This is a genomic window from Nocardiopsis sp. NPDC055551 (assembly GCF_053619415.1).
The window spans coordinates 193407-214668 of record NZ_JBSHJJ010000013.1 but is presented as its reverse complement, the minus strand read 5'-3'; the positions used below and the strand labels follow the sequence as shown (position 1 = coordinate 214668).

The 21262-nt window shown below is 64.1% G+C and carries 22 protein-coding genes; 9 read left to right on the top strand and 13 right to left on the bottom strand.

Translation table 11 applies throughout. From position 1 onward, the window contains the following. Positions 1 to 391: 391 nt before the first annotated feature. Positions 392 to 718, bottom strand: a complete 327-nt coding sequence (locus tag ACWGSK_RS22960) for an ArsR/SmtB family transcription factor (RefSeq protein WP_067597387.1) — start codon at positions 716 to 718, stop codon at positions 392 to 394. Positions 719 to 831: 113 nt separating this feature from the next. On the opposite strand from ACWGSK_RS22960, the gene ACWGSK_RS22955 reads away from it, so the two are divergent. Further along, complete coding sequence (locus ACWGSK_RS22955) at positions 832 to 1896, top strand: LLM class flavin-dependent oxidoreductase (RefSeq protein WP_452456700.1); 1065 nt, start codon at positions 832 to 834, stop codon at positions 1894 to 1896. Between the two features lie 174 nt (positions 1897 to 2070). Here ACWGSK_RS22955 and ACWGSK_RS22950 read toward each other — a convergent pair whose 3' ends face one another. From ACWGSK_RS22950 to ACWGSK_RS22930, 5 genes are all read right to left on the bottom strand, one after another. Then, the gene (locus ACWGSK_RS22950; protein WP_452456699.1) at positions 2071 to 2832 is read right to left on the bottom strand and encodes an immunity 49 family protein; all 762 of its coding nucleotides are present in this window, start codon (positions 2830 to 2832) and stop codon (positions 2071 to 2073) included. Between the two features lie 122 nt (positions 2833 to 2954). Continuing rightward, a complete protein-coding gene (locus ACWGSK_RS22945; RefSeq protein ID WP_452456698.1) occupies positions 2955 to 6554 on the bottom strand; it encodes a hypothetical protein in 3600 nt (1199 codons plus the stop codon). Positions 6555 to 6621: 67 nt separating this feature from the next. After that, positions 6622 to 7005 (bottom strand): DUF6507 family protein, encoded by a 384-nt coding sequence (locus ACWGSK_RS22940; protein WP_452456697.1) that lies wholly within the window; start codon positions 7003 to 7005, stop codon positions 6622 to 6624. Then, positions 7002 to 7226, bottom strand: coding sequence for a hypothetical protein (locus ACWGSK_RS22935; protein WP_452456696.1), 225 nt, complete (start codon positions 7224 to 7226; stop codon positions 7002 to 7004). The genes ACWGSK_RS22940 and ACWGSK_RS22935 overlap by 4 nt, the downstream gene beginning before the upstream one ends. 387 nt (positions 7227 to 7613) lie before the next feature. Further along, on the bottom strand, positions 7614 to 7856 hold the full coding sequence (locus tag ACWGSK_RS22930; protein ID WP_067597371.1) for a GntR family transcriptional regulator: 243 nt from the start codon (positions 7854 to 7856) through the stop codon (positions 7614 to 7616). Between the two features lie 163 nt (positions 7857 to 8019). Between ACWGSK_RS22930 and ACWGSK_RS22925 the strand changes: the two genes are divergently transcribed. Next, entirely contained in the window at positions 8020 to 8358 is a 339-nt protein-coding gene (locus tag ACWGSK_RS22925; protein WP_452456695.1) for a hypothetical protein, read from the top strand. After that, entirely contained in the window at positions 8355 to 8711 is a 357-nt protein-coding gene (locus ACWGSK_RS22920; protein WP_452456694.1) for a hypothetical protein, read from the top strand. The genes ACWGSK_RS22925 and ACWGSK_RS22920 overlap by 4 nt, the downstream gene beginning before the upstream one ends. 58 nt (positions 8712 to 8769) lie before the next feature. Here the strand turns inward: ACWGSK_RS22920 and ACWGSK_RS22915 are convergent, their stop codons facing one another. From ACWGSK_RS22915 to ACWGSK_RS22900, 4 genes are all read right to left on the bottom strand, one after another. Continuing rightward, positions 8770 to 9123, bottom strand: a complete 354-nt coding sequence (locus ACWGSK_RS22915) for a hypothetical protein (protein WP_452456693.1) — start codon at positions 9121 to 9123, stop codon at positions 8770 to 8772. Between the two features lie 532 nt (positions 9124 to 9655). Beyond that, positions 9656 to 10459: an FKBP-type peptidyl-prolyl cis-trans isomerase gene (locus tag ACWGSK_RS22910; protein ID WP_452456692.1), complete on the bottom strand. Its 804-nt coding sequence runs from the start codon at positions 10457 to 10459 to the stop codon at positions 9656 to 9658. A gap of 197 nt (positions 10460 to 10656) precedes the next feature. Then, positions 10657 to 11142 carry a hypothetical protein gene (locus tag ACWGSK_RS22905; RefSeq protein ID WP_452456691.1) on the bottom strand — a complete coding sequence of 162 codons (486 nt, stop codon included), beginning with the start codon at positions 11140 to 11142 and terminating at the stop codon, positions 10657 to 10659. A 6-nt stretch (positions 11143 to 11148) separates the two neighbouring features. Then, a complete protein-coding gene (locus tag ACWGSK_RS22900; RefSeq protein WP_452456690.1) occupies positions 11149 to 12342 on the bottom strand; it encodes a hypothetical protein in 1194 nt (397 codons plus the stop codon). A 794-nt stretch (positions 12343 to 13136) separates the two neighbouring features. Between ACWGSK_RS22900 and ACWGSK_RS22895 the strand changes: the two genes are divergently transcribed. The 5 genes from ACWGSK_RS22895 (at position 13137) to ACWGSK_RS22875 (ending at position 19672) form a co-directional block, all read left to right on the top strand. Further along, entirely contained in the window at positions 13137 to 13394 is a 258-nt protein-coding gene (locus ACWGSK_RS22895) for a hypothetical protein (protein ID WP_452456689.1), read from the top strand. Between the two features lie 575 nt (positions 13395 to 13969). After that, positions 13970 to 14482, top strand: coding sequence for an OmpA family protein (locus tag ACWGSK_RS22890; RefSeq protein ID WP_452456688.1), 513 nt, complete (start codon positions 13970 to 13972; stop codon positions 14480 to 14482). Positions 14483 to 14489: 7 nt separating this feature from the next. Continuing rightward, complete coding sequence (locus ACWGSK_RS22885) at positions 14490 to 15017, top strand: hypothetical protein (protein ID WP_452456687.1); 528 nt, start codon at positions 14490 to 14492, stop codon at positions 15015 to 15017. 129 nt (positions 15018 to 15146) lie between these two features. Then, complete coding sequence (locus ACWGSK_RS22880; RefSeq protein WP_452456686.1) at positions 15147 to 15728, top strand: aggregation-promoting factor C-terminal-like domain-containing protein; 582 nt, start codon at positions 15147 to 15149, stop codon at positions 15726 to 15728. 1412 nt (positions 15729 to 17140) lie between these two features. Further along, positions 17141 to 19672 (top strand): glycosyltransferase family 4 protein, encoded by a 2532-nt coding sequence (locus tag ACWGSK_RS22875; RefSeq protein WP_452456685.1) that lies wholly within the window; start codon positions 17141 to 17143, stop codon positions 19670 to 19672. A gap of 89 nt (positions 19673 to 19761) precedes the next feature. Here the strand turns inward: ACWGSK_RS22875 and ACWGSK_RS22870 are convergent, their stop codons facing one another. Both ACWGSK_RS22870 and ACWGSK_RS22865 read right to left on the bottom strand, forming a co-directional pair. Further along, positions 19762 to 20151, bottom strand: coding sequence for a hypothetical protein (locus ACWGSK_RS22870; RefSeq protein ID WP_452456684.1), 390 nt, complete (start codon positions 20149 to 20151; stop codon positions 19762 to 19764). After that, complete coding sequence (locus ACWGSK_RS22865) at positions 20148 to 20333, bottom strand: hypothetical protein (protein WP_452456683.1); 186 nt, start codon at positions 20331 to 20333, stop codon at positions 20148 to 20150. The genes ACWGSK_RS22870 and ACWGSK_RS22865 overlap by 4 nt, the downstream gene beginning before the upstream one ends. Positions 20334 to 20505: 172 nt before the next feature. Here ACWGSK_RS22865 and ACWGSK_RS22860 point away from each other — a divergent pair, with 172 nt between their 5' ends. Then, on the top strand, positions 20506 to 20793 hold the full coding sequence (locus ACWGSK_RS22860) for a GntR family transcriptional regulator (RefSeq protein ID WP_452456682.1): 288 nt from the start codon (positions 20506 to 20508) through the stop codon (positions 20791 to 20793). Positions 20794 to 20802: 9 nt separating this feature from the next. On the opposite strand, the gene ACWGSK_RS22855 is transcribed toward ACWGSK_RS22860, so the two are convergent. Further along, a complete protein-coding gene (locus ACWGSK_RS22855; RefSeq protein WP_452456681.1) occupies positions 20803 to 21189 on the bottom strand; it encodes a hypothetical protein in 387 nt (128 codons plus the stop codon). Positions 21190 to 21262: the final 73 nt, after the last annotated feature.

Genomic DNA, 21262 nt, shown 5'->3' with positions numbered 1-21262 from the left:
CCCGCTTTTCCACGTTAGTCACACGAGGTCGGGCGGACCGAAGAGAGGAATATCGGAAGTTCGTCATTCCCGGGTAGAACTTTCCGATAGTCCTATTTCCAAAGTGCGGCGGTGAGGTTTATCGGGGGAATCCACGTTCTTCACGCACGTGGATGCCTCACCACCGCCACAGGGCCTCTGGATCTACTGCCCTCCGACCGACGGGCACCGGGAGGGAGATGGGGACCAGAGGGTTCAGGGGCCCTTCCCGTAGGGGGGTGGAGGCCCGGCGATCTCTCGCATCAGGGGGGAAGAGATCGCCGGGTCTTCCGTACGTCCGGGGAACTCGACCGCGGCCACCTTCGTTGGTCCCATCGTGAACAAGCTGAGGATGACACCGGTCGCGGTGGGGTCAGCGGTCCCGGCAGTTGAGCACCGTCTCAAGCAGCCCCGGGAAGCGCCCCTCCAACTCCTGGTCGCGCAACGACACGAAGCACCGCGTGCCCTCGGTCCGATTCAGCAGCAGACCCGCGTTGCGCAGGATCTTCAGGTGATGGCTGAGCGTGGACTGCGCGATCGGCAGATCGATGTCCTTCCAGGCCCGCTCACCCTCCAGTGCCGCGAGCATGCACACGATCCGCAGCCGCGTGGGCTCGGCCAGCGCGGACAGGACCGTGACCAGTTCGACCTCGTCCAGCGCCGGATGCTCCGGCCCCTTGGACACACCCCGGGGCGCCAAGGCCCCACCTCCACTCACCCGTTCGGATTTGGTATGCGTTCAGGCGCGAGTGTACCGTCAATGTTCGATGATCGTCGATCATCGAACATTCGAGGTCAGTGGGGGTAACTGAGATGACCGAAGCCGAGAGCGCCAGAGTGAACCTTCCCGGATCGCCCGTACCCGGGGGTGGGCTCGCGCTGTCCGTCCTGGACCACGCGAGCATCGTCGAGGGTTCCGAGCCCGGTCAGGCCCTCCGTGACGCCCGCGAACTCGCCCAGAACCTGGAGAGCTGGGGCTACACCCGATTCTGGCTGTCCGAGCACCACAACATGCGCGCCATCGCCAGCGCCGCCACCTCCGTCGCCCTGGGCTTCATCGCCGAGGGCACCTCCACCATCCGCGTGGGTTCGGGGGGCGTCATGCTCCCCAACCACTCGCCCCTGGTGATCGCCGAACAGTTCGGCACCCTGGCCTCTCTCTACCCCGGCCGCGTCGACCTGGGGCTGGGCCGCGCGCCCGGCACCGACCCGCGCACCATGCGTGCGCTGCGCCGCGATCACTCCGCCTCCTCCACGTTCCCGCAGGACGTCCAGGAGTTGCAGGCCTTCTTCGAGCCGGCCGCCCCCGGCCAGCCGGTGCGCGCCGTGCCCGGCGAGGGGCTTCGCGTGCCGCTGTGGATCCTCGGGTCGAGCCTGTTCGGCGCCCAGTTGGCCGCCCACCTGGGGCTGCCGTACGCGTTCGCCTCACACTTCGCACCGCAGGCGCTGTACGAGGCCCTGGCCTCCTACCGGGAGAACTTCGCGCCCTCCGAGCAGTCGACGCGGCCCTACGTCATGGCGGGGGTCAACGTGTTCATCGCCCCCACCGACGACGAGGCGCGGAGGCTGTTCACGTCCATGCAGCAGTCGTTCCTGGGCACCCTGCGCAACGCCCGCGGGCTCCTGCCGCCGCCCATCGACCCCACGTCGTTGGACACCATGTGGCGGCCCGGGGAGAAGCAGCAGCTGGAGTCGATGCTGCGCTACTCGTTCATTGGTGCGCCCGAGACCGTCAAGGCCAAGATCGACCAGTTCGTCGCCGACACCGGTGTGGACGAGCTGATGGTCTCGTCGATGATCTTCGACAAGAAGGCCCGCATGTACTCCTATGAGGCGCTCGCCGACCTGTACGACCTGGGGGCGGTCAAAGAGAGCTGAGGGGACACAAGACCCTGGTCGGGGGAACTGGGTCAAGGGTGGCGGAACCGGGTCAGGCAGGACCCGGACCGTCTCCCCCGGCCACCGGGGTGTGGGGCGAGGTCGCGAGGGCCTCGCCCCACACTTATGTCCAAGGTTCGGGGTCGGGCAGGCTTCTGCCCGGACAGCGGCCGATCACGTGGGGAACTCGCCGTACCAGGACCTGCGCACGAGATGCTTGGGCAGATACCCGGATTCGACCTCGAAACTGAAGTCAGGATCCACCTCCGCGGTGTCATAGGCCAGGCACGCGAGGGCGAGGAGACCCAGGTGGAAGACCCCATCGATCTCGTTGACGCGGTCCTCGGTCGTCCAGAACTCGGCATGCGACACCAACCCCTCGGCCAGCGCCTCGTTGAACCGGTCACTGTCCCGCTCCACCAGGTACCGGAAGGCGTTCAGCTGGGGGAAGATCAGCTTGTCGAGGCTCTCCGCGGTACCGATCTCGGACTGCTCAGGCGCGGACAGCTCCATCGCCTTGAGCAGGTTCTCACCCAGATCCGGTCTGCCCAGAACAAAGTCTTGAAGAGCGGCGATCCAGTAGTAGACGTAGGGGTTGTAGCGGGTGCCCTCCGACTCCCCGTACTCACGAAGCGTCTCCACCGAGATCTCACAGAGCTCCCGGTATCGCTCCTGCTCACGACAGATCACGGCCAGGAAGAACGCGGTGGTCCAGTTACCCGCGTTGGCCGAGTAGTCCGGCCCGAACCCCTTCGTTTTCCGCACTTTATGGTGGATCATCAACTCCAAAGGCTCACCCTCAGGAGAGGTCATGATCTTAAACAGTGCGTAGTGCATCTGCATATCGATCACCCACGCCTCCCAGGTGTCCAACTCAGCCACCTCAGGATCCGCCAAAGTTTTATAAGTAGTGGCGACGTGAAAAGACCCGACCATGACATCAATCCTGCCAGGGTACTCTTCTAGGACTGGCGGATATTTGTCTCGATTACCACGCATCCTCTCCATCAAGTCAGACTCTTCACGGTGCCTAAGGTCATGCGCAGGGATAAAATAGGTCATTTCCGCCTCTTTTCAATATCATAAAACCTCATAGAATTCCCTTGATAGTCTCCAGTTTCACCTGGATTACCCCTGCCTTCCACATAGTGGATAGAATCTGGCTCCAATACAAGCTTGTCGATAATTTCTTGAGCAAGCGTCGCTTCCTCCCCGCCCCTGCTTTGCATAAGTCTTAGAATCTCATCAAAGTACTCGCGACTACCCTGGGATACCCACTTGGGCTCACCCTTACCATCAACAGGCTTGAGCAGACGCTTGCCCAGTGGTGTGTCCTGGCTGCTCTTCGCCTCGACGATGACGTACCCGATCTTCCCATCACCGAGGTCAGTGCGCCAGATCTGATCGAACTGACTGTTCCCACTCTTCGGCGCGCTTTCACTGGCCGGGATCGGGTTCGGATTTGCTTCAGTACTTTCAGCGAGCTCCGGAAGCCGGACTTCCCGACTTTCTACGATCGGTTTACCGTTTTCGTCTTTGACGATCCTTCCGTACTTATCTCTTTTCACCTCCTCAAGGGTGACATTCTTTCCCGTGAAGTTGTCCAGCACACCTCTATGCGCGGCCTTCTCTCCGAAGCTTTCAGTGAGCCTCGTTTTCATCGCGGCCATCGGAGAGCGAATGGCACGGGCGACTTCGATTTTTTTCTGGTGCTTTTCGATTTGCCCCTCGGTCATTTTCGACTTATCATTTTTAAGCTTTTCCTTGAGAGCCTGGACTCGCTTATCCAAGGGATTGTGGGCGATCAAGGACGCCTTGCGCATCGCTGCGGCTATATCCAACTTTCGAAGAACAGCGGCCCCGAGGCCAGCCCTTGTCCCGGTTGCCGTTCCGAAAAGATAGTCCGGCGGCTTGGGAGGGAGCAGGTCATCACGAGAGAGCCAGGGGCCTTTATCCCCCGCCCGAACAAGGGTGGGGATGGCTTCCCCGTTGATCTCAATGTCGGTTCTATAGCGATGACCGTTGGAGAGATAGAATGCTCTTTCCAGGAGCGGTCCGTACTTTTTACTGTTGACAAGGTCGACGAGGTTGTTCCGGAACTCTCTCCCGGTTCCCAAGTCCATGTCCCGGAGAAGGTCGTAAGCCTTGTCCTGTGCGTCGAACCTGTCCTTGGGGACAGAGACAGGCTTACTGTCCTTATTGTCCGTCGAGTCCTTATCGGATGTAGAGGGGCCCGTCCCATCCTTGTCATTGTCCCGAGAGTCCACGGTCGGATGGGGACCCGGCACCCGGGTGTCGCCTCCCTCATTCGGAGAACCCTTGGGCGAGCCCCCGTCCTGATCTGTGCGCCGAGGGCCGGTGTCCCGTTCAGAGGCATCCTTGCGGGGTTCAAGATCAGGGTCGATGCCGTCTCTACGTCCGCCAGGAGGTACCGGACCGTCACCTCTTCGACCTGTGGTCGAATCCCCGCCGTCCCGCTGGGTGCTTCCATATTCTCTAGAGTTGATCGGGTCACGATGGCCCGAGGTGCCCAGATCGGGTTTGGCCGAGTTGAGGGATCCCCCGTCTTGGTTACGGGCGACAGGGTTGTTGTCGTGCATGTCGGTGTTGCGGTTCCCAGATCCCTCGGCGATCTCGTTACCGAAGGGCCGACCGCCTCCGAACTCGTTACTGCCGGCGAGCCACATCGGTTCCGGGAAGATCGGGGGGTTCCTGGACGCGGACGCCCTCAGGGTGTCCGGCGAGTGACCAGCACCCACTGTCGCCAGGGCCTTGCCCGCGTTCGGGTCGCGGTTCTGATCGTTGTCTTCGACCCTGCTGAGGGAGTCGTCCGTGGACTGCGATGAAGCCCCGGAAGCCTCCCGCACCTCCGGTGAGAAAGGAATCTCGGGTCGGGAGCTTGCGCGGTCCCGGTCCACTGTGGCCAGGTCCCTTTGGGCTGCGGGGTCGGACTTGGTCTTGTTGTCGATCTCGGCGAGGTCGGGGTGGTTGAGAATGTCGTCACCGACCAACGCATCGCCCACTGTGGGGTCCTGCGCCGGACGCTGGGTCGGGCGCTGTTCGTCCTCCGCGGTCGCCTGCACGGGCCGAGCACCAGCGGAGCGGCCACCATCCGCTTCCCCTGCGCCGTGCTCAATGAAGACCGTCGCATCACCCGCCGCAGCCGTACTACTCCCGCCCGAGTCAGCAGTAGCGGAGACCTGTACCGGACGCCGGATCGAACGGGGGTCGGCCTCCCCAACGGTCTGCGCCGAACCACGACCACCACCGGCGGCTTCCCCGGCCGTCTGCGTCGAGGCGGAACCGGCCGGCTCAACCCCGCTATGCCCGGACGGCATCAAGCGGTTGACCATGGCCTTGAAATCGGCCAACTGGCTCGGGCCGAACCCGGTGGCGTCCAGCGCCCTGCCGGCCAGGTTGATCAGCGGCGACCCCGAACCACCGAACTGCGGCACATGGGACACATCGGGCAGATCGATATCCACCCCACCGGCACCGCCGCGACCCGAGCCGCCCATCCCGTCCACGATGGACATCCCACGCCAGGCCATCAACGGCACACCCACCACCGCACCCACACCCGTGGCCGTCAACGCCGCACCACCCACCAGGCCGATGACGTTCAACGCCGCCGTCCCGATCACATAACCGGGCCGATCCCCCCACTCCTCCCACGGCACCACCGAATGCGCCAGGTCCTTCCACGCCTCACCAACGCCCTCCCCGCCGTTCCACCCCAACGAGTCGGACTCGGCGTCATACATCCCCACCAACGAGGCCGCCGAGGTCAGGTTGTCCCAGTGGTACTCCTTGAGCGCATCCCCCCACGAGGCCTGGAACCAGCCCTCGGAAGAGTGCGCGCCCACCATCGCGCCCACACCCTGCACCGCGTCCACACCGAAGTCCCACACCGCATGGCTGACATCGACCCACCACCCGTGGTCGGTCTGGGCACTCTCATGCCCCCACGCCTCGGCCAACTCCGACAGGTCCTGATCGAACCCGTGGTAGAACACGTTCGGGTCGAGCTCGGCGTCACCCTCGGGCTGCTTCTCGAAGTTGGTACGACCGGAAATCCCGGCGTTGATGGCGTTGGCGCAGGTGTTCTCCACCTCGGTGTAATCGGTGATGATCGTGCGGCCCTGCTCGACCAGGGCGTCGTTCTCCTCCTTCAACGGGGCATCACCGAACCCGAGGAACCCACCACCCTTGTCCCAGTCATCGCCCTCGGCGGCGATACGCGAGCGCAGGTCATAGGCCTCCACTCGCAGGTTGGACCAGCGGGTCTTGATGTCGGCGACATCCTCGGCGAAGTTCTCCAACGCCCGGGCCACCCGGTCCAACTCCTCACCCACGGTGTCGCCGTCGGTGGCCACCGGGTCCAGCACCGAGAACAGGGTCTCGGCCTCCGGAGCGGAGTAGTGAGCACTCAACCCGGCCCAAGACCCGGTGATGTCGTTACCGGTGTCGGCGATCGAGGTACCCAACTCACGCAACCCCGAGGCCATCGCCTCGACATAACCCACCGACACCGGCGGGTCGGGGAAGGTCAACGGGCTGATGATGCCATCGCCGTCCTTGAGACTGTCTTCCTGCTCCTTGACGCTCAGAGGGGGTGCGGGAGTGGCCGCACCCGCACCCGGGTCCGCGATCGGCACAACGAACTCCAAAAACAAGACAGGGGGAAGGGGGAACAGAGGAACCAGGAATCAGGGGGTCAGTGGGTCAGACGGGTCGGCCCGCGCCGGGACCGTCCACAGGTCCGGACGGAGCGTTGGGGTCGGGGATATCGCCGGCCTGGGCCTGGGCTTCGGCGGCCATGTCCTGATCACCCTCGACATAGGCGATGGTGGCCTCACCCGCGCCTTGCAGACCTGAGGCGGTCAGCGAGAGCATGTCGCCCAACATGGCGAAGTTGTGCTCGGCGAACTCACCGATCGCGATCCCGATGGGGGCGCTGTTGATGTGGGAGTTGACCGCGGTGATCCGTGTTTCCAGCTGGCTCATGTGTCCCATGAGCCCGGAGCCGCCACCCTCCTCACCCAGATGTTCGGCGGTTTCGGAGAGCACCGCGCCGACCTGGACGGGGTCGATGGACCACTCACTCACGGTCGGCTTCCCTCGGTCGGAGCGCGGAACGCCTGGGGGCGGAACATCTCGTCCTGGTCGACCTCATCGCTCGCCCAGTCGATCGCCTGGCCGGAAGCGTTGGGCGATGTGGAGTCGTGGACCGAGATGGTGTGCCACATCCGGTCCAGACATGCCAGGGTCCGATGGAAGTCGGTGGCGCCTCGGGTGCGCACCCGTTCGGCGGCTACGGCGATGCGCACAGCGGGGTGCGGCGGCCGGTCCGATCGTTGTTCCTGCTGTTCCGGGGGTGGGGGTGTGTCCCCGGTCGGATGTGTGCTCCCCGTTTCGTCATAGACGAACGCGAACCTCACGGGCCTGCCTTCCCAAGAGTCGATATGCGCCTGTTGTCAGATTGGTTGCCTGAATCGTCGATGTGGTTGCGATTCTGGTGATTTTTCCGCGTCGGCGCACGCTTGGGGAGCCCTGGGGTGGCGTGGGGTGGCGCTGGGCAGCCCGGGGGCAAGGAGCGGAACCTCCTCATCACTCCAGGTCACGACATGTGGGCTTCGACGGCACCCCGAGAGGACGAGGGAATCGGGTGACGAAGGCCACTACGAGGGAGCGGCGGTGGGGGCAGGGGCCGACACTCAGGTATCCGACGTCGGTGCGACGAACGTTCCCCGCTGGGGCAACGTCACCACCAGCCCTTCATCACGAAGGAGCGCGATTGCGCGGCGGGCGGTCTCCCGAGCGATCCCATAGTCAGCGACCATCGCCGCTTCCGAGGGAAGCGGATCTCGTGGTTTGAGCTTGCCAGCTTGAATCTGTTCACGGAGTTGGTGTGCCACCTGCATGTACAGAGGCGTGGGATCGAATCGGTCGACATGCATGCTTGCGACGTTAGGTACATGGCGCACAGCCTGCATATGGCAGACGTGCTAGACGACCTAGACAAGATAGACGTATAGTGAGGCCTTGACCTGATCATGAAAGTGGCCCGACGGTGCGCCAACACCCCGGGCCCGGACAAGCGAAACCTTAGGAGCGCTTGCCATGCCATACGTTACTGCCTTGCTGTCCCTACTCATCCGGCTGTCGCGGCCCACACGAGGGGCGCACACCACCGCCTTCGGGTACCTGCGGGAGCTGGGTGGCGAGATGCGTCGTCGTCGATCTCGCCGGGTCCGCCGCTACGTGCTCGCCCCGGCCGACCTCACCACCGCGTACTCTCCCGATCCCGAACCGCTGCCGCCCACTCCTTCGGTTCCCACTCCCCCGGTCCCAGCACCTCGGCGACCGATCGAGGACGCTTCCCTGCGAGTGGAGATCGTTCGGGGCCCTTACCGGGCCTGGGAGAGCCGGCGAGCTCTCCTGCAGGGGGTGCCCGCATGATGCGCGCCACTGACGCCCTCGCCGACCGGCTCACCCGCCTGCTCAACGAATCCGACCTGCCCGCCGACGCCGTCACTCGGCTCGTCTCGGCGGACGCGGTCTTCGGACGCCTCGACCATCTCCTTCGCTCCGGCGATGACCTGCCCGCACCCTGGGGTATCCGGCTCGGTGGCGGGGGCGTGGAGTGCGTGGAGGTGACCGAGCACTACGACGCACTATCCGAAGCACTCCGGGAGACCGGCGGAGACGCCGCCTGTTGGCGGGCGCTCTGCCGCGCCCGAGACCGCTGGGGGATGCTGCGCACCGCCATCGCCGGCGGCTCGCCGCTTCCCGAGCCCTGGGAGCGCGGCTGACAACGCCTTGAGAGCCCGGCCGGAAGTGGCACCCCGGCCGGGCCCACGCGGTTCCGCTTCATCCCGGCTCCGTGTTCGGAGATTCATCTTCCAGTCGGGCAGCACGCTGATTCAGTTCCTCCGCCTGGTGGTCCCAGTCCGGTCCGTGGAGGTAGAGGTCCGACGCGGCCATCCGGAGCAGGTACGGGTCGTCCGGCCGCTGTAGGCAGGCCAGCCGGTAGGCCAGGTTGCGTGCCCACACCGGCAACCCCCAGCGCTTCTCGAAATCGGTGCTGAGCATCTCCAAGATGTCGTCTGCGGGGGCGAAGGTCAGCTTCTCCACGAACTCCATGACGGCGACCTGCCGGTCCTGGTCCTCGCGAGGCCCCTCAGGGTCCACCATCGCATCAGCCGACCTGGAGAGTTCGGACATACGTCCCTCCGTTCATCCGCCCACACGCCGGCTCATCGGCTCTCCAGAATCGATCACCAGCCGGGTCTTACCAAACCCCGGATCGATCTCCATTCGGTCTTCGCCCGTGTCGAACCGCAGATCAACGGAAAGGATCTCGTCGGCTCCCGAGTCGCCGGTCCCCTCCCCCTGAACGAACTCCCACGCCTGCGGTGGCCATGCCCTGGTCGGAAGCTCCGGCCACCGTCCCGCGTTGATGCCGAGGGTCTAGTCGGTTCCATTCCACAACAGCGCCGAAGGAGGATCGTCCATGAGGAGATCGATGCCTTCACAGGCTCCGATCTCCCAGTACAGGGCCCGCACGGACCGACCCCTCAGAAGGAACTCGGCAGAAGGATGATCACCCATGCCTCCGCTCCCATCGATCGCGGGCATGGCGCCGGAACGCGTGGAGGCGCAGGGGATCAAGTCGTACGAACCCATAAGAGCAGAGCAGCGGCCCCGGGGAGTGGTGCACACGGGGTGGGACGGCGATCAGACCCATTGACGAGGATCAGGAGGATGGGACGACGTCGACGATGTCGATCACGTACACCAGCGTCTCATCGGGGCCAACGTCCACCGCTTCGTTCCCACTGGACCCGTACCCCGACTCAGGTGGAACGATCAGCATGACGCGGCTGCCGGCCCGCACGCCCTCCAATCCGTCGAGCCAGCCCTCGATCACCGAAGTCGGTTCCAGCGCGAAGTTCTTGGGAACGGCTCCATGCTCCCAGGTGGAGTCGAACTCCTCGTCGTCATCCCAGGTCTGTGCGTGGAACTGGGTGATCACCGTGGACCCTGCGGTGACGGTTTCCCCATCTCCCTCGATCAGGCTTGTCGTGATCAGTTCATCGGGAGGTTCGATGTCCGGCACGCTCACCTGGGGTTGTCGCCCCTTCGAGACACGAACGTCCGGCAGTTCACCGTCGCCGTCGAAAATCGCCAGGTTCTCCTCTTGGCCCACGGTCGCCCCGGCTTGGTAACGGTCCACGATGTCGTAGACGAACAGCGTCGACGTGTCACCCTCATCGGCTTCCACCTCGCCCTCGGGGTCCGGAGAAAGCGCGGAATGAGAGGGTGGGAAGACCATGGCCATGCGCGTTCCCACTTCCTCACCCTCGAAGGCCACAGCCGCTTCGGGGGCCACTTCGGCGAGGGCGGTCACGGAGATGAACAGGGGGTCGTCCTCGTAGCTGGAGTAGGTCTCGCGCACGTATCCGTCCGAGCCCCACTCATAGATCACCTGGTGCGATGCCACCAGGTCGTTCGAGGCGACCGTACCATCGGACCCGCTGGTGACGACGAGGGTCTCCACCCTGTCGATATCGGGGTCTCCGGTGAATTCAACGGTAGGGGTTCTTCCAACATCCCCTGAGATTTCCGGGAAGGTGGCCGTGGTGTCAGAAGAGCACGCGGTCGACGCGACCAACAGGAGCACGGCGACACCGGCGCACGGGCGCCAACCTCGTGCGCCTCGCCAGGTGAGCGCGAGGGGGCGGGGGGAAGTCACCTCTACCGCCCAAATTCTTCCGTCACGGCCCACACCGAAACTCGCTCCGCTTCTGGAAAGCTGAACACGACACTGCGGTCGACGTTCTCACCCTGCTTGGCTGATGAGCATTTGTGGGGATCGATCAGTTCCGTTTCCCCGATGAAGTGGCGCTCGTGCTGTTCATCGAGCAACTCACCGCCGGAGACGGGAAGGTAGTTGCCAATGCTTCCGCTCTCACAGAAGGCTCGGGCATCTTCTTCGTCGGGCAGGGTGAAGGTGGCGACGTACGTGGGAAGCGAATCGACGTCACCGACAGAGAAAACCTCGACGGACTCGGCGGACTCAGGGATCTCAGCACCGGAGAGCGATTCGAAGTCACTCGGCTCGGCTTCTGCCGTGGTGTCAGAATCAGGCTCGCGATCGGCTTCCTCTTCAGCGCCGAAACAACCGGCCAGAAGCACCGAAAGAATTACGGCCAGTGCAGGAAATGTAGCTCGTGGTGTCATCAGCGCTCACCTGGTCCCCGGGCCGCTTGAGGACTCATCATGCGGCCCCTCGTCCGAATCATACGAACCGCTGCGGGTGACCGAGTCAGAAGTACCGTACATGGTGTACTCCTGAGCCAGTCCTGCTCGCGTGAGCTCCGCCAGCTCCTCGTCATTGACTTGACCCAAAAAGGGGATGGTGACCCCCAACCCTCCGTCGTCATCCCCGTGCCAATCGTACTGGTCTCTCATATGAACCTGGGTCTCCATATCATAGGACCAGCTCCCGTCGTCCTCACGGGTGACGGTGATCTCCCCGGTCTGGCTGTAGCTCCAACTCCCCGAGCCGTAGTACCAGTCCATTCCGTCTTCCTCTTTATCCCCCACATGCACTGACCAATCAGTCCTGACAGGGAATGTGTAGGGACCGTTGCCGCCCTCCTCGTCGGCCTGACGGATCGCTCTTTCGAGGAGGTCCTGCTGTTGCACTTCAGCGGCAGCGCTGAACCTGTCGACAGAATTCAGCATATCGTCAACGTCCTGCTCCAGAGGCTCCCCACTGTTCGCGAGGAAGTGGATCATGTTCTTGGAAGCGTTGTCCAGACGGATTGCGCCCGCCATCGCGGCTATCTGCGCCCAGGTGCGGTGTGAATCCTCGTGCTCCTCCGTGACCTCCACCGACCCATGTTCGTTGTGGCCATCTGGAGCCTCCCACTCCAGCGGATCTATTTCCTCTCCGGTTGAGGAACCCTCGACCAGAGGGCCCAAACCGATCTCATCGAAGTCCTCGTCCGGCCCGCTTCCACCTGTGCCATCTTCGGTGAGTTCCGTCTCGTACCCGTCGTCCCGACGGTTTCCACTCTCGGCACCGACCTCCGCGACCACGGCGTCGTACGAACCGTGTGTCGGTGTCACCCCGTTACCTGCCTCTGGCTGGTAAAGGAGTGGCTGTGCCTCGTAGCCCTCGGAACCGTCGAGGAGAGGCAGCGCCTCGGTTCCCCCTCCGGGAGTCCCTCCGCCAGGTGCACCATCACCGTTAAGGGGCTGATCGGAGTCGCCGGGGTCGACCTCACCGGGGTCACCCCCCGAAGCGGTCGCACCACCATCGAGAGCATCGCCTACAGCATCGGCTATCCCATCACTGATGACTCGGGGCAGTCCAGAGAGGAAGAAGGCCGCTGCGATCGCTGCCACCAGCACGATCACTGCGGCGTATTCCACAAGGGATGCTCCACGATCGGAGTCATGAATACGGCGCAACACAAGACATCCGCTCGCAGGGGGAATGACGGGGCGGACATCAGAGTAGTAGCCGGCCCCCCACGGTCGGCAACGTCGATAGATGGCCAAAACCGGCCACCGACCACAGACAGGCTCGCAGGACCGGTTCGGTTGGGGCGGTCATGGCGACAGGTACCCAGGGTGGGGCCAGGGCAGAGGCGGGTCCGAAGAGCTGTCCCACGGTGAGAAGACCGAAGCCTCCGGGTGGCTTTCCACCCGCTGATGCGCACGGTGAAGTTGTGACCTGCGGGGAGAAGGAGTCGCTGACCTGCTCGGCGATATGAGCGACCGACTAGTTGGAACCAGGTACCAGAATATGAGCGGTGAAGATCGTCCACGTCTGACGCCAACGCTCTGAACTGGGTGAATACACCCACTCGTGACGTATCAGAGAAGTGCGTGCGATCATGGGAGCTGAGGGAAGTCGAGCGGTCACACGAAGCGGCGGCCACGTGAACACAGAACTCAATGCGCACCGGCATTCACCTGGGATTTCACGGAAACCCCCAGAAATCTCAGGCTGGCTGCGCTGCAATGAGCGTGACGTCAACAGGCCTGGCCACATCCGGTCAGAGGCCGGCGTAGTGCACCGCCTCCTATTCGATAGTGGAGTGATGAGGGGTCACAGAGCCCCCACCACAAGCGCCGGCGGGCCCAAGCCCCAGGTCCGTCATCGGATTGCCGCGCAGTAGCGGTAGTCCATATAACCCCCACCCCGTTAAGGAGTCACCCCCATGAACTTCATCCAAAAGTTTTGGGCCAAGGCCAGCACCATGGTCATTCCGCAGGATACCGAGCACAAGGACAAGGGCGCCGGTTTCGTCGAGTACGGGGCCATCATCGTGTTCGTCGGCATCGTGGCCGCTGTCCTCTATGGAAGCGGCATCGGTGACACCATCGTCCAGGGCATCACTTCCGCGATCGGCAATGTATTCAATGGCGGATCCGCCCCTACCAACCCGGTTGAACCCGCGCCAACGACAGCCAACTAACCTGCATTAATTGTGATCGCAACCCGCCGACAAACAGCCAAGAGGCATCTTTCATCCTTATGGTAATTCGCGCTCCGGATAAAAAATATGTTCAGACTTCGATACTTGCTGTATTAATTTTCCTTACCACTGGCTGTGTAACAACCCCAGAAACACATCACGAGGATGAAACCACCCCACAGCCCCCTTCCTCAGAAAGCTCTAATGAAGATACAGGAAATACTCAAGGCAGCTCAATAGCATCAACCACCACAACTTCAACAGAGATTGGCTCAGACCTACAGATAGACATTCACTCACTAGAGAGATTCGCGAATGACATACTACTACTACAACTAGTCGTGGCCAATAATTCACCCGAGGCGTTCGATCTTGGGTTTCGAATGGCCGAAACAAGCGACCATCTATCCGGTAGTAATATCAGCCTTATAGACGAGGCAAACCAGAAAAGACACATAAGTCTTGACCAAAGTGACGGAAAATGTTTCTGCGGCAACCTAGGAGGAGAGATACCACCTGGAGAAAGTGCTGACCTTTGGGTAACTTATCCTGCTCCGGAAGCAGATACTGATGCGATGACCATCCTCACCCCGATCACCCCTCCCTTGACTGATATTCCCATCAGTGAGTCAAGCGAGTCACTTGAAACAGGGGACCTCGGTGAACCACAAATCCTGACTCTTACAGCAATTTCCGATAGCCTCGAGGAAGATCAGACCGGGCGCACCGAAAGCTCCGAGGAAGTAAGTGTCATTCTATCTTCTGACGTTCTCTTCGAAACCAATAGCTCTACCCTAAACGAAGAGGCTGCGGAAATTCTGGAGCAAGTTTCCCAAGAGATCGATGACGCCAGCGCCTCCGTGGTCTCAGTAGATGGCCACGCAGATAACACGGGCAATAATTCGATCAACCTCCCACTGTCCGAAGAGCGCGCGGAAAGCGTCGAATCGACCTTGGTCGACCTCATCAGCCGGGAAGATGTTTCCTTCGAGGTTACAGGGCACGGATCCGCTGATCCCATCGCCGACAATGAAACCGAAGAGGGGCGCGAGCGCAACCGCCGCGTAAGCGTAACATTCGAGAAATAGAGGAACCATGATAAGAAGTACTCGCCTCGCAATATTCGCGGCACCCCTAGTCATACTCCCCTTTATCTCCTCTTCTAGCGCTCTTGCTGTTCCTGCCCCTCAGACAGAAAACCTCGACTCACTCGGCTCAGCAACTTCAAATGATGAGATAAGCTCCGACTTCACTGCCGAGGCACATCTCGCCGATCGTAGCGAATCAGGAACCTTTGTTTCAGTAACTTGGAGCGTAGAAAATAACGGGGAATCTAACATTTTTTTTAACTGGCCATCTGGCACTTCATATATGTATAGTGATTCAAATTACTTCTCCGGAGTCACCGTCACCTCCAACAATGGGTCAGAACGCCATCATCCTCTTATGGATGCAACTGGAGAGTGTCTATGCTCCGGAAACCTATCTTTCGATTTCAAAGATGAGATTCAGCCGGGCGAGCAGGTCGCCTACTGGTCCATGTACTCCGTGCCTGAGGACGTGGACGCCATCACCTTGGAGATTCCTGGCTTCGAGCCGATCGAGGACATCCCGATCTCCTGACCACTGACCCGACCACCTGTTCCCCCACACCCCCACACATGGATTCCGCTGGAGGCGGCGTTGACCACTCCCCACCGCCCCGAACTCGGGGATTCACGACGGGACTCTTCGACCAGGCCCTCAGGCCGGGTGAATCGCCGGCTCAACAAAGCCCTGCGCCGACTCCGTCCTGCCCAACGGGAGAACGGTGACCGTGGGGCGGGTTTCGTAGAGATCGGTGTCGTCACCGTCTTCGCCGCCGCGATCATCACGCTCGTCTACCAGAGCGAGATCAGCTCCACCTTCAACAACGGGGTACGCCAAATGGTCTGCCTGGTCGGTGGACCCGAATGCGGTGACGAGACCTGGGTGGATCACGACCGGCCCGAGGACCCCGAGGAATACGAGTGGGGTGGTGGCGGCGACAACAACCACGCGGACAACCAGAACATCGCCATGCAGTCCGCCACGGCCTACGGCTGGACCGACCAGGAGTGGACCTGTCTGGACAGTATGTGGAGCCAGATGTCCGGCTGGGACCCGAGCATCGTCGACCCGGAGTACGGCACGCACGGCATCGTCGGATTCAACCCGGCCGTGCACGGTGCGATGCCGGATGGCTTCCAGAACAGTGCCTCGGTGCAGATCGACTGGGGGCTGAGCTACATCGAGAGCACCTACGGCACCCCATGCCAGGCCTGGTCGTATTGGCAGAGCACCAAGTCCTACTGAGGCCGCCGCAGCTCCCCCACCGAAGCAGCCCCGGCGGCGCGCGCTCCGAGCTCGCTCACACGCGACTCTCCAGCCATCCGTGAGTCGGCCCGGAGACCCATTTCGCCGTTTCCTGGCCCCGGCCCCCGGCCTTCACCGCACCGGCCGCGCCGATTCCCAGGGCAGCACAGCCGTATCGGTGTCACTCACCCTCTGCGACCTGCAAATCCCCCATGCTGGCCGGATTCGGCCACGGAAAGTCACCTTCGGGCCACGACTTTTTCCCTCTCATCCGGCAGAGTGTCCATCGAAGGCAACGCAGCGTTGCCAAGCATGGAACATGAGAGGTGGCTCTTCCACCACACGTTTGCTCGGTGGATAAGGAAGTGGCCTACTTCTCCGCGTCCCGACGGACCCACGGGTGTTGCCCCCGCATCCGCCCTCGGCCCGTCCGACAACGAGCCCCCGACTCGTCAGGAACCGTCTTGGACAGCACACCTGCCAACATGTCCTCAGCGCCCGGCGCCTCCCCCACCACCGCTGCGGTCTCCGGCGCTTCCGCCGCACCGGACGCACCCGTCTCACCCGCCTCACCGGGCACGGCCTCGCCCCTGCCCAAACGGGTGGTTCGAGGCCCAAGGCCCCGGCACGCGGACACCCTGGCGCGAACGCTCCAGCGGTTGACCCTCCTGAGTTTGATCGCCGTCCGTAACCCCCCGACGCACGGTGATGCACCCCCACCCCTCACTCCCGGCGAGGCCGAAACCGGAGCGCGCCGACGGCCGCTCACCGTCGAGCCCGCGCGGCCGGCCATGGCGCCCCCTGAGGGCGTTCGGATCTCGCGGTCCCCGCTCGGCGGGTGACCTCGGACCAGGAGGCGACGCCGGTGTGGGGGGCGGGCCCCACCCGGTAGGTACGGTTCCGCGGCCTGGGGGTTCCCGAACCCCGGAGGGTCGTTCGGGAACCGTTCCGGTCTCGTACCGGACGAGTCGGAATCCACCGTGTCGCCTCCGCCCCGCTCCCCTGTCTCTTCGAGCACCCCTTGCAAAGGCGGGGGAGCGGGTTCTCAGACCACGGGTATCTCTGCGGGTTCCCGTGCCGTGGGCGGGCGCACGACCGCGTGTCGTGTCCTCCTTGTCGTGCGTCCGCCCCACCATCTCGCCGGCTCTCGCCCTCCCCCGTGGCACGCTGTCGGCCCCACTTTCACCACTCCGGTTTCCGCTGTTCGGAATCGCCGCAAAACACTTACAGATACCGGCAAATCTTCGGACAGTAGTGGACAGATCAGAACTTTTGCCCCCATTCCTCCTCATAATCTGATCGCTCACCCCCGCACCACCTCCTCTGGGAGGCGCGGCTCGGTGTGGGCGCAGGGAGACACGGGCGTCGCCTTCGTGGACGTGCGAAGGGTGGTGCCGGAGCATGGGGGCTCAATGAAGATCGCCTATCTGATCAACGACATGTACGGCATCGGCGGCACCGTGCGTACGGTCGCCAACCAGGCGGCGGCCCTGTCGGCGCGGCACGAGGTGGAGATCGTCTCGGTGTTCCGGCACCGCGCGGACCCCGTCCTTCCCGTCCCCGCCCAGGTCACCCTGCGCCCCCTGGTCGACATCCGACAAAAGGACGACCAGGCCACCGGAGTCGGCGGGCGTCCGCTGTACGAAGGTTCGGAACGTGCCGGTCTGCCACCGATCCTCTTTCCTCCGGAGGACGGCCGAGGCTCCACGCACAGCCGCCTCACCGACGACCGGTTGGAGGAGTACCTGGCCACCACCGACGCCGACGTGGTCGTGGGCACCCGCCCCGGGTTGAACGTGGTGATCGCTCGGGCGGCGCCCAATCGGATCGTCAAGGTCGGCCAGGAACACCTCACCTACGAGCAGCACTCCGACGAACTGCGCCAGGTCATGGCGGAGGAGTATCCGCACCTGGACGCCTTCGTCACGGTCACCGAGGCCGACGCGCGCACCTACTCCGAGCGGATGCCGTTGCCGGGTGTGCGGCTGCTGTCCATCCCCAACTCGGTGCCGGCGCCGCCGTTCACCGTCAACGGGCACAACACCCGCACGATCGTCGCGGCGGGCCGGCTCGCCCCCAGCAAACGCCACGATCTGCTGGTACAGGCGTTCTCCATGGTCAGCGACGAGTTCCCGGACTGGACCCTGCGCATCTACGGGCGCGGCAGCAGGCGCGGGGCGATCGGCAGACTGGTGGGCAAGTTGGGGTTGCAGGACCGGGTGTGGCTGATGGGTCCGCATCCTCGGGTGGAGGAGGCGTGGGCCCAGGGCGCGTTCGCGGCGGTCACCTCCAGCGAGGAACCGTTCGGGATGACCATCGTGGAGGCCATGCGTTCGGGGCTGCCCGTGGTGAGCACGGACTGCCCGCACGGGCCGGCGTCGATCATCCGACACCAGGAGGACGGCCTGCTGGTCCCCAACAAGTCCGCCCCGGGCATCGCGGAGGGGTTGGCGCACCTGATGGGCGATGACGGGTTGCGGCGGCGCATGTCGGCGGCGGCGTTGAGCGATTCGGAACGCTTCGACCCGGTGAACGTGGTGCGCCGGCACGAGGAGCTCTTCCACGACCTGGCCGGGGCGAGCATGCCCGCGAACCCGGTCCCGCACCTGCCGATGCCGCGGGCGGAGACACCGGCGTCGTGCCGGGTCCAGGTGGGCCCGGACGGGGTGACGGAGTTGGACTTCGGGCCGAGCACGGAGTTCGGGGAGGTGCAAGATCCGCTCGACTCGCGGGTGCCGGACGCGGTGGTGCTCACCACGGAGAAACGGCGGGTGGAGCTGATCCCGGAGCCCGGTGGCCGGGTCCTGGTGGACGCCGCCGAACTGGACCTGACCACCGGGACCTGGCAGGTGAGCCGGGTCGATGGTTCCTCGGAGCGGACGGACGCCATGGACGCTGCGGACGCCCTGAACCGGGAGGTAGGGAAGGAGACCCCGGTACGGGACGTGACCATCCACCAGCACGGGTTTCCGCTGTCCAGCGCGCACATGAGCGATCTGGCCCTGGTGATCCCCGCGCGTTCCCCGAAGGGTCGGTTGATCCTGCAGGTGCGGAGTTCGCGACACCACGCCGAGGTCGAACACGTGGAGGTCGCCGATGGTCTCATCACCGTGCAGGGACGGATGCTGGGACGGTCACAGCCCGACGCCCGGGCTCGCATGGTGGTGCGGTTGCACGGCTCCCCGCAACCCCGCCACGAGTTTCCGTCGGCGATCGCGCACGGGGGCGAGTTCACGGCGGTGATCGACCCGGAAACGGTCGCACGCGGGCGACACGGCGACTCCGACAAGTGGCAGTTGCGGCTGGTGTTGTCCGACGGGACCGAGTGCACCGTGGGCCGTCACCTGTCCGGTGTGGTGGGTTACAAGAAGATCATCGAGTACGCCGCCCAGCCGGTGAAACCCACCTATGGGCCCGGGACCAAGGTGCGTCCGTACTACACGATCAACGACCGGTTGGGGTTGAAGACGTCTCCGTTGGCGCCGACGATTCCGGTGGAGTCGGTCCGGGTCCGTCCGGGCGGGCGACGTGGGGAGGATCTGAGCCTGGAGGTGCTGCTGGGTTCGTCGTTGCCCGAGGGGGTGTCGTACGCGCTGGAGGTGGTGCGCGGCACCGACGCGGGCCGGCGTTTCCCGTTGGAGGCGGTGGCGGCGGCGTCCGGCCAGGAGGAGGCGCGGTTGGTGGGCCGGTTGCCGTTGCTTCGGCACGACGACCACCTGGGGACGAAGGTCCTGCGGGCGCAATGGCAGCTGCGGTTGTTGGCCGGGCCGCCTGGGGCGTTGGGACGGTTGGGTGCCAATGCGATCTTCCCGAGCACCAATCGCGCGTGGAGTCGCGGCGTGTACGTGCGGTCGGCGACGGTGGCGCCGTTGGACTCGGGGGACGTGCTGTTGACCGTCGCCGACGTGCACTTGGTGGATGGACTGAATCGACGGTTCCGCTGACGGGACCGGGGGCGAGTGGTCGGAGCACGGTCGACGGGGCGCGGGTGGTCGAACCCGCGCCCCGTGCGTGGCCCAGGATGATTCAAGGGTCAGGGCGACGGCCACCAGGGTTCGGGCAGGGGCGCCCCGAAGCGGAGCGCGGTGTCGAGCCTGCCCCACCGATCCCCCGCCCGGGTCAACGCCCGCAGGGAGAGGTTCGTGTCTCCGAGCGTGCGCAGTTCCTCGCTCACCTGGTCGTACAGGTCGGTGATGCGGGAGTGTTCGGTGTCCGAGGCGTAGGGGTCGATGTGCCAGGAGCTGGGCAGTGACCGACCCTGTCTGAGCATCCCATCCAGTCGGGAGAAGGTCATGTCCGCCCGGTCGAGGTCGGCTCGGGCGTGCACGGGACCGCCGGGGTGCCGTAGGAGGTGGGTGAGGTGGCGGACCAGTTCCTCGGTGTGGGCGCTGTCGTCATGGGTGAGGATGTCGAGGGCTGTCATGCGACCACCTCCCCGAGGGTGGGGAGTGACTCGACGTAGCGACGTACGCGTCGGGCCCGGCGCACGCGACGTGCGCGGTCTACGTTGAGTTCGGTGCGCAGGGCGCCCAGGTAGGTGTCGTAGGTGGTGTGCCAGCCACGGCTGGGCCGGGACAGTCGTACGAGGAGAGCAAGGATTGCCATTAGGGTCTTCATGTCGTCCTGCTCTGTTCAGGTCGGCCACGGCCCCGGGACGTGCTCTAACACGTCGCCGGGGTCCCGTCGTTCACGGGATAACAGACCCTATATCAAATGCATAGCTCTGTATAGCCTTCCATTCCTTCTTGCAGGTCAGGTGAGGTCTAGCGTGCTTGCCATGGATGACGAAGACGCCCCACGAATCCCCATCGACGGTCCCGGGCTCCGCTACATGGCGGTGGCGGACTACATCACCGAGCAGGTCGACTCCGGGAAACTCCCGGTGGGCGCGAAGCTTCCCTCCGAGCGCGACCTCGCCGAAGAGTACGGAGTGGCCTATCTGACCGTCAGACGGGCGATGAAGGAGTTGCGCGAGCGCGGAATCATCGTGACGGTGCACGGGCGCGGCACCTTCGTTGCCGCCCGCCCCGACGCCACCCCCACGGGCGGGGACGACCACCCCTGACCGGTGCCGCTACCCGTCGCCGGGGACGACCGTGCGTTGCGGGCGGCTGAGGAGTCTGGGGTGGTTGACGGCCCAGGCGGCCAACGACAGACCCACCACCGGCAGCAGGTACACCCCGACCGGAGCGGACCACAGCAGCCACACCACCGCCAAAGGTGCGAGCAGTCCGGCGGAGACCAGCGAGGCCAGGTGGCGGACGTCGGGTGGCATGAACAGTGGGAACAGGGCCACCAGGAACACCACGTACCCCATGGGCAACACGGCACCGTTGGGCAGTTCGATCGCGAAGACGTCGAAGATCCGCGCCAATGGGCCGATCAACAGGGCCGCCACCGGTGGCGCCGCGCAGGCGGCCAGGGCCGCACGCGGGTAGGGCGTGGTCGGGAGCTGTTCCATGGGTTCTGGTGGACGGTTCACGGCCGCTGGACCCTCCCTGCGTTCGACCACGGCCGAGGGCGGCCATGGCCTG

What these genes read in the sequence shown, in the direction of transcription:
- ACWGSK_RS22955 (WP_452456700.1), top strand. Translation starts at nt 832, where the DNA reads ATGACCGAAGCCGAGAGCGCCAGAGTGAACCTTCCCGGATCGCCCGTA.
- ACWGSK_RS22950 (WP_452456699.1), bottom strand. Translation starts at nt 2,832, where the DNA reads ATGGTCGGGTCTTTTCACGTCGCCACTACTTATAAAACTTTGGCGGAT.
- ACWGSK_RS22930 (WP_067597371.1), bottom strand. Translation starts at nt 7,856, where the DNA reads ATGCATGTCGACCGATTCGATCCCACGCCTCTGTACATGCAGGTGGCA.
- ACWGSK_RS22925 (WP_452456695.1), top strand. Translation starts at nt 8,020, where the DNA reads ATGCCATACGTTACTGCCTTGCTGTCCCTACTCATCCGGCTGTCGCGG.
- ACWGSK_RS22920 (WP_452456694.1), top strand. Translation starts at nt 8,355, where the DNA reads ATGATGCGCGCCACTGACGCCCTCGCCGACCGGCTCACCCGCCTGCTC.
- ACWGSK_RS22915 (WP_452456693.1), bottom strand. Translation starts at nt 9,123, where the DNA reads ATGTCCGAACTCTCCAGGTCGGCTGATGCGATGGTGGACCCTGAGGGG.
- ACWGSK_RS22905 (WP_452456691.1), bottom strand. Translation starts at nt 11,142, where the DNA reads ATGACACCACGAGCTACATTTCCTGCACTGGCCGTAATTCTTTCGGTG.
- ACWGSK_RS22895 (WP_452456689.1), top strand. Translation starts at nt 13,137, where the DNA reads ATGAACTTCATCCAAAAGTTTTGGGCCAAGGCCAGCACCATGGTCATT.
- ACWGSK_RS22890 (WP_452456688.1), top strand. Translation starts at nt 13,970, where the DNA reads ATGACCATCCTCACCCCGATCACCCCTCCCTTGACTGATATTCCCATC.
- ACWGSK_RS22885 (WP_452456687.1), top strand. Translation starts at nt 14,490, where the DNA reads ATGATAAGAAGTACTCGCCTCGCAATATTCGCGGCACCCCTAGTCATA.
- ACWGSK_RS22875 (WP_452456685.1), top strand. Translation starts at nt 17,141, where the DNA reads ATGAAGATCGCCTATCTGATCAACGACATGTACGGCATCGGCGGCACC.
- ACWGSK_RS22870 (WP_452456684.1), bottom strand. Translation starts at nt 20,151, where the DNA reads ATGACAGCCCTCGACATCCTCACCCATGACGACAGCGCCCACACCGAG.
- ACWGSK_RS22865 (WP_452456683.1), bottom strand. Translation starts at nt 20,333, where the DNA reads ATGGCAATCCTTGCTCTCCTCGTACGACTGTCCCGGCCCAGCCGTGGC.
- ACWGSK_RS22860 (WP_452456682.1), top strand. Translation starts at nt 20,506, where the DNA reads ATGGATGACGAAGACGCCCCACGAATCCCCATCGACGGTCCCGGGCTC.
- ACWGSK_RS22855 (WP_452456681.1), bottom strand. Translation starts at nt 21,189, where the DNA reads ATGGAACAGCTCCCGACCACGCCCTACCCGCGTGCGGCCCTGGCCGCC.